The organism is Hydrogenophaga sp., from assembly GCF_035481345.1.
GTDB lineage: Bacteria > Pseudomonadota > Gammaproteobacteria > Burkholderiales > Burkholderiaceae_C > Hydrogenophaga.
On record NZ_DATIGV010000064.1, the window covers coordinates 60,742 to 70,929 of the forward strand.

Annotated in this window: 8 protein-coding genes; 3 read left to right on the forward strand and 5 right to left on the reverse strand. The window is 71.4% G+C overall.

All coding sequences use genetic code 11. The features are described from left to right. Positions 1-3: 3 nt before the first annotated feature. The 3 genes from VLG41_RS06915 to VLG41_RS06925 are packed head-to-tail and all read left to right on the forward strand — an operon-like array spanning position 4 to position 4,023. On the forward strand, positions 4-978 hold the full coding sequence (locus VLG41_RS06915) for a tripartite tricarboxylate transporter substrate binding protein (RefSeq protein WP_325348655.1): 975 nt from the start codon (positions 4-6) through the stop codon (positions 976-978). Positions 979-988: 10 nt separating this feature from the next. Further along, the gene (locus tag VLG41_RS06920) at positions 989-3,058 is read left to right on the forward strand and encodes a metallophosphoesterase (RefSeq protein ID WP_325348656.1); all 2,070 of its coding nucleotides are present in this window, start codon (positions 989-991) and stop codon (positions 3,056-3,058) included. 47 nt (positions 3,059-3,105) lie between these two features. Further along, positions 3,106-4,023 (forward strand): LysR family transcriptional regulator, encoded by a 918-nt coding sequence (locus VLG41_RS06925; RefSeq protein WP_325348657.1) that lies wholly within the window; start codon positions 3,106-3,108, stop codon positions 4,021-4,023. A 22-nt stretch (positions 4,024-4,045) separates the two neighbouring features. On the opposite strand, the gene VLG41_RS06930 is transcribed toward VLG41_RS06925, so the two are convergent. The 5 genes from VLG41_RS06930 to VLG41_RS06950 all read right to left on the reverse strand — a co-directional run. Beyond that, positions 4,046-5,161 carry a porin gene (locus VLG41_RS06930; protein WP_325348658.1) on the reverse strand — a complete coding sequence of 372 codons (1,116 nt, stop codon included), beginning with the start codon at positions 5,159-5,161 and terminating at the stop codon, positions 4,046-4,048. A gap of 47 nt (positions 5,162-5,208) precedes the next feature. After that, positions 5,209-6,255 carry an aryldialkylphosphatase gene (locus VLG41_RS06935; RefSeq protein WP_325348659.1) on the reverse strand — a complete coding sequence of 349 codons (1,047 nt, stop codon included), beginning with the start codon at positions 6,253-6,255 and terminating at the stop codon, positions 5,209-5,211. After that, positions 6,252-7,574, reverse strand: a complete 1,323-nt coding sequence (locus tag VLG41_RS06940; protein ID WP_325348660.1) for an aspartate aminotransferase family protein — start codon at positions 7,572-7,574, stop codon at positions 6,252-6,254. Before VLG41_RS06940 ends, VLG41_RS06935 begins: the two co-directional genes overlap by 4 nt. 29 nt (positions 7,575-7,603) lie before the next feature. After that, positions 7,604-9,115, reverse strand: a complete 1,512-nt coding sequence (locus VLG41_RS06945) for a M81 family metallopeptidase (RefSeq protein ID WP_325348661.1) — start codon at positions 9,113-9,115, stop codon at positions 7,604-7,606. Then, the coding region (locus VLG41_RS06950) for an ABC transporter ATP-binding protein (RefSeq protein WP_325348662.1) at positions 9,112-10,188 on the reverse strand (1,077 nt) is incomplete at its 5' end. The genes VLG41_RS06950 and VLG41_RS06945, both read right to left, overlap by 4 nt.

The following is a 10,188-nucleotide window of genomic DNA, read 5'->3' on the forward strand; positions in this document are numbered from 1 at the left end:
CCCATGCAAAGACGACAACTCATCCACGCCCTCGGCGCCGCCGCCCTGCTGGGCGCGCGGCCATCCTTCGCCCAGGACGCCTACCCCGCGCGGCCCGTGCAGGTGCTGGTGGGCTTTCCCGGCGGTGGTGCCATGGACGTGGCGGCCCGCATCGTCACCAACGCCCTGGCCGACGAAGGCATCAAGCCCGTGGCCATCATCAACAAACCCGGTGCGTCCGCCACCATCGCCACCGGCCAGGTGGCGCGCTCGGCAAACGACGGCTACACCGCGCTGCTGTCCACCTCGGCCAACCTCGGCATCGCGCCCTACCTGTACGCCAGGCTGCCCTATGACGCGGACAAGGAGCTCGTGCCCGTGGCGCAGTTCGGCGTGGCGCAGAGCGTCATCTACTGCTCGGCCAGCGCGGGCCTGCGCGACCTGAACGCGCTGCTCAAGCGCATCGCGGCCACGCCGGGCCAACTCAACTACGCCTCGCCCGGCAGCGGCACCACCGCGCACCTGGCTTTCGAAAGCCTCAAGGCGCAACGCAAGCTCTTCATCGTGCACGTGCCCTTCCGCGGCAGCCCGGCGGCCATCACGTCCGTGCTCTCGGGTGAACTCGACATCGGCATCGACGCCATCGGCCCCACGCTCGGCCACATCAGGTCCGGCAAGATCGTGCCGCTGGCCCAGACCGGCGCGAAGCGCTCCGCCTCACTGCCCGAGGTGCCCACGCTCGACGAACTGGGCGTGCGCGGCATTCCCAGCGGCACCAACCTCGGCTTCATGATGCCCGCCGGCACACCGGCGCCGATCCTCGCGCAGTGGAGCGCCGCGATGAAGCGCGTGCTGGCCACGCCGGCCGTGGCGGAGCAGCTCAGCGCCGTGGGCGTGGACGTGGCCTACCAGGACGCCCGCGCCTACGCCGCCACCATGGCCAGCGAGCAGAAGCTCTGGCAGGCCGCCGTCAAGTACTCGGGCGCCGCCGCGAGCTGAGAAGGTGCGCATGTCCTCTCGACTCTTTCGCTTCGCCGTCATCGCCGACAGCCACGTCAACCCGTCCGACGAGGACCAGATCTCGCCGTACGAGTCGCACCGCCTCACCAACACGCGCCTGGCGCACACGGTGGAGGTGCTCAATGCGCTGGCGCCCGACTTCACCGTGCACGTGGGCGACATGATCCACCCCGTGCCCGAGGCGGTGTCCTACCCCGACGCGGTGGCGCGCTTCAAGGCCGCGGTGGGGCGCCTCGACGCGCCCCTGCACCTGGTGCCCGGCAACCACGACGTGGGCGACAAGCACGCCGACTACGTGCCCGCGGGCGAGATCTGCCAGCCCTACGTCGAGCTCTACCAGCGCCACTTCGGCGAGCACTTCTACGCCTTCGACCACGGCGACTGCCACTTCGTGGTGATCAACACCTCGCTCATCAACTCGGGCCTGGCCGCCGAGGCGCGGCAGGCGCGCTGGCTGGAAGACGATCTGCGCGCCAACGCCGGGCGGCGCACGCTGCTCTTCGTCCATTACCCGCCCTTCATCGCCAGCGCCGACGAGCACGGCCACTACGACAACATCGACGAGCCCGGCCGATCCTGGCTGCTGGGCCTGGTGGCGCGGCACCAATTGGCGGCGGTGTTCACCGGCCACGTGCACAACTTCTTCTTCAATCAACACGCGGGCACGCCGATCTTCTCGCTGCCTTCCACGGCCTTCGTGCGCGGCGACTACTCGGAGCTGTTCGCGGTGGGCCAACCCCCCGAGCACGAGAACGGCCGCAACGACGTCTCCAAGCTCGGCGTGCTGGTGGTGGACGTGTACGAAGACCGGCTGGTGCCGCAGTTCATCCGCACGCACGACCGGCCCGAGGGCGCCGCGCCGAGCGTGCAGCGCGACTGGCCGCTGCTGCCACCGGCGGCCGGCGCGCCGGGCCCCGGCCTCGGCCTGGACCTGCGCTACCACTGGGGCGAGCTGCACCAGATCCCTTACAGCAGCATGCTCGACGAGTTCCGCCGCAAGCAGGCGCGCAACGACTACCCCATCCTCGCGCTGTGGGAGATGGGCATCCGCACGCTGCGCGTGCCGCTGGACGACCTGATCGAGCCGGCCTCGCGCGCGCGCATGGCGGCCCTGGCCGCGCTGGGCAGTCACTTCACGGTCTTCCTCTTCGGCTGGCCCACCGGCGAACAGATCGCGCTGTTGCGCGAGCACCGGCACCTGCTGCATGCGCTGGAACTCATCGTGAAGTGGCCACTGGTGCCGGACCTTGGCGATCGGCTCGACGCGCTGCGCGAGCGCGTGGGCGTGCCGCTGCACCTCTCGCGTTTCTGGAGCGCCTCGGGCCAGTCGCGCGACGGCAAGCAGATCAAGCTGCTGGTGGACCACGGCTTCGCGGGCGCGGTCGATCCGGCGGCGCGCGAGTTGCTGGACGCCACGCGAGGGCGGGGCGTCGATGCCCTGGTGTTCCGCCTCGCGGCCGACACGCCCTTCGACGCGGGCATCGCCGACGCGGCCGAGTTCGCCGCGCGCCACGGCCTGCGTGCCCAAGTGCACGTGCGTCTGGCGTCCGACAGCCCGGCCCAGGCGCGCCACGACGCGCAGGCCAATGGCGTGCGCGCGCTCGGCGCGGCCTTCGCCAGCCGCTGCTTCCCGCAGGTGGACGTGTTCCTGGACACGCTCAGCGACGTCGATCGCGGTTACTTCCCGCGCGCCGGCCTGGTGGATCGCCGCTTCAACCCCCGGCGCGAGGGTCAGGCCCTGCGCAACCTGCACGGTGCGTTGAGCGAGCTGCCGTCGCTGGACGCGCCGCGCTGGGTGCGCGACCCGCAGTTCCTGGTGGGCGCGGCGCGCATGGGCTCGTCCCGGTTGATGCTGGTACTGCCGCTGGGCGGGGACGCCTTGCTGCAATTGCCCGACTGGCTGGACACGCACGGCCTGCGCGTGAAGCGCTGGCTGGACCTGGCGAGCGGCCAGGAGCGGACCTGGCCCGATGGCGACCCCGAGACGGCCAAGGTGCTCGAAGGCGCCTGCCTCATCGAGCTTGTGGCCCAGCGCGTGGCCGAGCGCGCCGAAGCCTGAGCGGCGGTCGCGTTCCGGGCGGGTGGCGGGGAACACCATAATTCCCCATGCCCACCCTCCGCCAGCTCAAGGCGCTGGCCCTCATCGGCCAGACCGGCAGCTTCACGCGCGCAGCCGAGAAGCTCTTCATCACGCAGTCGGCCGTGAGCTCGCTGATTCGCGAGCTCGAGGAAGAGGTCGGCATGCCCCTCGTGCAGCGCGGCCGCGTCATCGGCCTCACCGAGGCCGGCGAGCACCTGCAGCGCGCGGGCCTGCGTGCCGACCAGGAAATCGAGCGCGCCCTGAAGGACCTGCGCCATGGCAAGACCGCCGAGCGCATCGTGCTGCGCGTGGCGGCCGGTTCACTCTCCTCGGCCGCGCTGCTGCCGCCGGCCATCGCCAGCCTGCAGGCCAGCGAGCCGCAACTGAAGATCGCGCTCTTCGATCGTCCCGTGGGCATGCTGGGCGACATGCTGCTGCATGGCGACGCCGACGTCGCCGTGGGCTCGATCGACTCGCCGCTGCGCCTGTCGGGCGAGCTGCGCTCCACCCTGTTGTTCGAGGACCGCATCGCCCTGGTGTGCGCGCGCGACTCGGCGCTGAGCGAGCAGGCCGAACAGGCGGGCGGGCTGGGCTGGAGCGACCTGCACCACACCGAGCTGGTGCTGGTGGGGCGCACCGGTGGCCAGTGGAACCTGCTGCTGCAGGACCAGCTCGCCGAACACGAGGGCCTGGCCATCGGCCACGAGGTGCAGTTGCTCTCCACTGCGCTGGAGCTGGTGCGCGCCCGACTGGGCGTGGCCGTGCTGCCGATGTACGCCACGCGCCGGCTGGAGCCCGCCAGCTTCTGCGTCGCGCCGCTGCTCAGGAGCAGCGCGGGCTGGAGCACCTACTTCGTGACGCGCAACGGGCCGGTGGACGAGGGCAAGCGCGTGCCCATCGAGCGCTTGCGCGAGGCGCTGGTGGCGCAGGCGCCGCCCACCTGAACGGGCGGGCCTGCGGGCGCGCTCAGAAGCGGTGGCGGATGCCCACGCGCAGTGCGGTCTGGCGGTCGTCGGAGGACACGCCGTTGGTGACCAGCACCGCGCGCGTGCCGGGGCCCGAGGCCTTGCGTAGGTTGGCGGTGGCGTACACGTCGGTGCGCTTGGAGAGGTAGTAGTCGGCCGTGAGCGTGGTCGTGGTCCAGTCCGAGTCCTCCAGCGAGGCGCGCTGCAGGCCCGCGCCGAGCACCAGCGAGCCGAGCTGGTGCGCCACCGACACGCCCAGGGTCTTCATCGCGTCCGAGTGGCCGTTGGCCGCCGTGAACTTGCTGTGCGTGGTCAGCGCCGCCAGCGTGGTGGGGCCGAAGGCGTAGGACGCGCCCAGGCCCGAGGTCTGGTACTCGGGCAGCACGAAGGCGGTGGCGGCCGTGGGCAGCGTGGTGCCCAGGAACTGCGAGACGCCGAAGCCGGTGCCCGGGCGAACCGTGTGCTGTTCGATGCTGGTGGTGGCGAAGCCGACGTTGAGCGGGCCGCTGTTGTAGCTGGCGCTGGCGCTCCAGGCGCCGCCCGGGCTGGTGGCGTTGGTGCCGCCTTCGGACAGCGCGCGCTGCAGCGCGAACTTGAAGCCACCGAAGTCGGGGCTGGCGTAGGTGATCTGGTTGTTGAGCCAGGCGCCGGCCACGCGGTCGGCGTCGCCCGGCGTGAAGCCGTAGATGCCACTCAGGAAGCTCGGGTGGAAGCGCAGCAGGGTGCCCACCATCTGGTCGAACTGGCGACCCAGGGTGACCTGGCCCCAGCCCTGGCCGGCCAGGCCCACGTAGGCGGCGCGGCCAAAGCCCAGGCCGCCCTGGCGCAGGGTGCCGTCGTCGGTGGCCATGCCCATCTCCAGGTTGAAGAGGGCGGCCAGACCGCCGCCGAGGTCCTCGCGGCCGCGGAAGCCCAGGCGGCTGCCTTGCGAGACGCCGTCGTCCATGCGGCTGATGCCCTGGCCGCCGATGTCGCTCACGCGCGTGAGCCCGATGTCGAGCACGCCGTAGATGGACACGGAGGAGGTGGGGGCAGGCGCGGTCTGCGCCTGTGCCGCGAGCGGGATCAATGAGCCCACGGCCAGACAGGCCAGTCCAACGACGTTCTTGGTGTTCACGTTGCTTCTCTCCATGGAGGTGTGGCGCTGGGTGCGCCGGGTTGGGGTTACTGAAAACTCAGCAGGCGGCGCGGCGTCTTCACCAGAAGGGTGTCCACGTCGTCCTGCGTGAAACCGCGCCGCAGCATGCGCGGCACGATGTTGGCGAAGATGTGCTGGTAGCCGTGGCCCCCGTAGCGGCCCAGGCGCGTGCGGGTGCAGATGTCGTGGCTGATGAGCACCTGGTCGCGGTGGCCGCGATCGACGAGCCGCTTCACCATGCGCAGGCGCATGCCGTCGTTGGGCATGTCGATGTCGGCCGCGGGGTAGGCGGTCTGCTCCCAGCCGAACAGGTCGAACTCGATCACGCAGCCGGTGTCGGCCAGGCGCAGCAGGCGCTCGTCGTCGAAGATGGTGCGGTCGATGTGGCTGATGACCACGCGGTCCAGCGCCTGGCCGCGCGCGCGGATGAAGTCCACCACCTCCATCGGCTGGTCGGCGTCGCGGCCCGGGTGCACGTTGAGCGCGGCGCCCGTGGCCTGCATGGCGGTGATGGCGCCGTCCATCACGCGCTTTTCGGTGTCGGTCCAGGGCGCCTGGCAGCCGATCTCGCCGATGATGCCGGCGCGCACCGCCGTGCCCCAGGCGCCCACGGTGATCTGCTCGATCATTTCGCGCGCGAAGTCGTCGGCCGATCGCGCGTGGTTCGCGGGGTGCTGGTAGTCGTTGACGTAATGCCCGCAGCCCATCACCAGGTGCACGCCCGTGGCCTTGGCGACCTCCACCAGACGCTCGGGCTCGGGGTTGAGGCCACCCACCGTCAGGTCCACCAGCGCGCGGCCGCCCGCGGCCTTCATCTCGTTGAGCTCGGCGATCGCGACCTCGGTCTCGTCGAGACGGTAGTTGCGCATGAAAGGCTTCTGGCCGTAGGCGATGCCGAAGCAGTTGCACAGGTTGATCTCGTCCTCCTGCACCGGCGGCGGCGACAGGCGCAGCGGCGGTGGCGTGAGGTCGATGAAGACGTGTTCGTGCATCAGCGTGGGGCCCAGCTCGGCCGGGTCCACCAGGCCCAGCACGGTCTGCACCCGGCCCCGGCGTTCGCTGGGCGCGCTCATCGCGGCAGGCCCTCGCCGAAGCGGGTCAGGAAGGATTCGACCGCCGCGTGGAAGCGCTCCAGGTCCGCGTCGGTGAGGGGCAGCGAAAGCACGATGAAGCCGCGCCGCGCGAGGTAGAAACCCTGTTCGAGCATGTGGAAGAAGAAGAGGTCCTTCACGATGCCCTCGGCGGCCGGGATGTCGTCCACGTTGTGGATCGCCCCGCCCGTGCCGTGCAGGTTCATCAGCGAGCCCAGGCCGGTGAACTGCAGCGCCAGGCCGTGCGCGCGGCAGCTCGCGTTCAGGCGCTCGCGCAGCGCGTCGCCGCGCGCATTGAGCGACTGCGCCACCTCGGGCGTGTAGACGCGGCTGAGGCCCGCGATGCCGGCCGACATGGTGAGCACGTTGTTGTTGAAGGTGCCCGCGTGGCCCAGGTGGCCCGGCGTGCGCGGGTCGAACTGGGCCATCACCTCGGCGCGGCCGCCGAAGGCGCCGAAGGACATGCCGCCGCCGATGTACTTGCCCAGCGTGCTCAGGTCGGGCCGGATGCCCAGCAGGGCCTGGCGGCCACCGGGCGCCAGGCGCGAGGTCATCACCTCGTCGAACACCAGCAGCGCGCCGGCCTCGGTGGCCAGGCGGCGCAGCGCGTGCAGGAAGTCGGGCTGGCCGACGATGCAGCCGCCCGCGCCCTGCATGGGCTCGACCACGATGGCGGCGAGCTCGGCCGCGTGTTCCTTCACCAGGGCCGCGGTGCCCTCGGTGTCGTTGTAGGTGCCGATCACGAAGGGGAAGGGCACGTTGACGGGCGAGGGCCCGCCCGCGAAGGTGAGCACGCCCCCGTGGTATCCGCCCTTGAACACCAGCACCTTGCGCCGGCCGGTGAAGTGGCGCGCGGCGGTGATGGCCAGCAGGTTGGCCTCGGTGCCGGAGTTGGTGAAGCGCAGGCGCTCCAGCGTGGGGAATCGCTGCGTGATCAGGCGCGCCAGCTCGGCTTCGAGCAGGTTGTGGCCGGTGAGGTTGATGCCGCCGTCGAGCGCGGTGTCGATGGCGGCGCGGATCACCGGGTGGCTGTGGCCGTACAGGCCGGCGGTGAACTCGCCGATGAAGTCGGTGTACTCGTGGCCGTCGGCGTCCCACAGGCGCGCGCCCTCGCCGCGCGCGATGGCCAGCGGGAAGGGCTCGTAGAACAGCACCGACCGGGTGTTGCCGCCGGGCATGACTTCGGCGGCGGCCTGCAGGCGCGCGCGGCTTTCGGGGTGGCGGGCCACGTAGGCGTCGCGCAGGCGCTTCAGTTCGGTGTCCAGGTTCATGGGGGAAACGGTCGCGGTGTCGGTGCTCATGTCGGGAAGCGTCGGGTGCGTGAACGGGTTCAGGAAGGAAGTGCGTCGAGCGGCCACACGGGGCGCCGCAGGTTGCGGTAGGGCAGGGTGCGCAGGTCGCTGGCGTGGATGCCACCGGCTTCCACGAACACGATGCCGCGCGCGATGGGCTCGATGTCGGCGCGGAAGTGGTTGATGCCCTTGAGCGCGACCACGTTGAGGCGCTCGATGTCGACACCGAGCACGCGGTACTGGCCGCGCTCCTCGGCCTGCACGCGGTGGCTGGCCACGATGACCTGCACCTCGCCGCACCGCAGCAGCGCGCTGGGGCCGATGGAGGCCTGCGTGCCGGTCTTGAACGGCCCGCTGCGCACGTAGTGGCCGTCGGAGACGGCGAGCACGCGCGCGCGCACGGCCACGGGGCCGCCGCCGAAGCGCTGATCGGTCTTGCCACCGATGCGCAGGTCCAGCTCGGCGCCCACGCCGGCGTCGATGGCCTGGCGCGCGCTCTCGGGGTCGTGGATCAGGCCCACGAGGGTGCCGGGCAACTGCGCGTCCAGCAGGGCCTGCAGCAGGCGCGTGGCGTCGCCGTAGCCACCGCCGCCGGGGCCATCGGTGTAGTCGGCCAGGATCAGCGGGCCCGGGCGATCGGCCGGTTCGCGGCAGCGCGCGATGGCCTCCTCGACGCTTTGCAGGTGCACCGTCTTCTGCTCGCGCCAGGAGAAGGCGTCGTCGATGAGTTCCTCGGCGATGCGCTGGCACGCGCCACCGTCGCCATCGGCCACCACCAGCACGGAGGGGCCGGCCTCGTAGACGTCGCCCATGTAGTAGCCGGCGTTGAGGCTGATGTCGAGCGCGGCGGGCTCGGCGCGTTCGCACTCGCGGGCGCGCGCCTGCAGCCGCGTCATGGGCGTGTCGCCCAGGGTGCGGCCCAGGTCCATGCCGGCGATCATGGGCCGGCGCGCCACCCACGTGCGCGGGCGGATCTCGCCGCGCAGCGCGCGCTGCAGCAAGCCGCTGGCGCGCCGGCCGGTCTCGTGCTGGTCCACGTGCGGCGTGGTGCGGTAGCTCGTCAGGATGTCGGCGTAGCGCACCATCGCGTCGGTGACGTTGGCGTGCAGGTCCAGCGTGGCGGCCACGGGCACGCCCGGGCCCACCTGCTGGCGGATGCGGCACAGCAGGTCGCCCTCGGGGTCGGGCAGGCCCTCGACGAACATGGCGCCGTGCAGCGAAAGCATCACGGCCGCGATGCCCGGCTGCTCGGCCAGGGTGCGCAGGATGGGCTCGGTCAGGGCGTCGTAGGCGGCGCGGCTCACGGGGCCCGCGGTGGAGGCGCAGGCGCTCACCACGGGCACCAGCTCCCAGCCGTGCTCACGCGCACCCTCGATGATTCCGCCGATCTCGGTGCGCGTGCTCGCCAGGCGCGTGAGCATGTCCTCGCCGAACAGCAGTTCCTCGCGGCCGAACTCGGCCAGGGTGGTGATGAGGCGGCTGAAGGCGTGGCTTTCGTGGCTCAGGCGCGCCAGCAGCACACGGGGCGGAGGAGTCGTGGGCGTCGTCATGCCGCCGCTCCGTGGAACTCGAAGCCGCGCCCCGGCACCGCGTCGAGCAGTGATCGGGTGTAGGCGTGCAGCGGCTGCGTGAAGACCTCGTGCGCTGGCCCCTGCTCGACGATGCTGCCCTGGTGCATCACGATGATGCGGTCGCAGATCTGGTTGGCCACGCGCAGGTCGTGCGTGATGAAGAGCAGGCCGATGCGCAGGCGCTTCTGGATGTCGTCGAGCAACTCGAGGATCTGGGCCTGCACCGAGACGTCCAGCGCCGACACCGCTTCGTCGGCGATCAGCAGTTGCGGCTCGCAGGCCAGGGCGCGCGCGATGCAGATGCGCTGGCGCTGACCGCCCGAGAATTCGTGCGGGTAGCGGTTGAGCGCGTCGGGCCGCAGGCGCACCAGGCGCATCAGCTCCTCGGCGCGGGCCCAGGCCTGCGCGCGCGGCTGGCCGGCGTTCACCGCGCCTTCGATGATGGATTCGCCCACGGTCTGGCGCGGGTTGAGCGAGCGGTACGGGTCCTGGAACACCACCTGCACCCGCTGGCGAAAGGCCTTGAGGCGCTGGCCGCTCGCCCGCTCGATGGCCTCGCCCTGCGAGAGCACGCTGCCGCTGCTGGGGTCGATGAGGCGCGCGATGCAGCGCGCCACCGTGGACTTGCCCGAGCCGGACTCGCCCACGATGCCCACCGTCTCGCCGGGGCGCACGCGCAGCGAGACCTCGCGCGCGGCGTGCACGTCCTTGCGGGCGCCGAAGAAGCGGCGCGTGCTGTACGTCTTGCCCAGGGCGCGCACCTCGATCAGCGGTTCGGCCTCGGCCACGGGCGCGCGGTGCACCGGCGCCAGGCCCGGAACGGCCGACAGCAGCGCGCGCGTGTAGTCCTCTCGTGGCGACTGCAGCACCTGCAGCTTGTCGCCTTGCTCCACCATCTCACCCAGGCGCATCACCACCACGTGGTCGGCGATCTCGGCGACCACGCCGAAGTCGTGCGTGATGAACAGCACCGCGGTGCCGTTCTCGGTCTGCAGCTCGCGGATGAGCTTGAGGATCTCCGCCTGCGTGGTGACGTCCAGCGCGGTGGTGGG

Bases quoted from the DNA above. Each gene is read 5' to 3' on its own strand.
- VLG41_RS06920 (WP_325348656.1), top strand. From the start codon at position 989: ATGTCCTCTCGACTCTTTCGCTTCGCCGTCATCGCCGACAGCCACGTC.
- VLG41_RS06935 (WP_325348659.1), bottom strand. From the start codon at position 6,255: ATGAGCGCGCCCAGCGAACGCCGGGGCCGGGTGCAGACCGTGCTGGGC.
- VLG41_RS06945 (WP_325348661.1), bottom strand. From the start codon at position 9,115: ATGACGACGCCCACGACTCCTCCGCCCCGTGTGCTGCTGGCGCGCCTG.
- VLG41_RS06925 (WP_325348657.1), top strand. From the start codon at position 3,106: ATGCCCACCCTCCGCCAGCTCAAGGCGCTGGCCCTCATCGGCCAGACC.
- VLG41_RS06940 (WP_325348660.1), bottom strand. From the start codon at position 7,574: ATGAGCACCGACACCGCGACCGTTTCCCCCATGAACCTGGACACCGAA.
- VLG41_RS06915 (WP_325348655.1), top strand. From the start codon at position 4: ATGCAAAGACGACAACTCATCCACGCCCTCGGCGCCGCCGCCCTGCTG.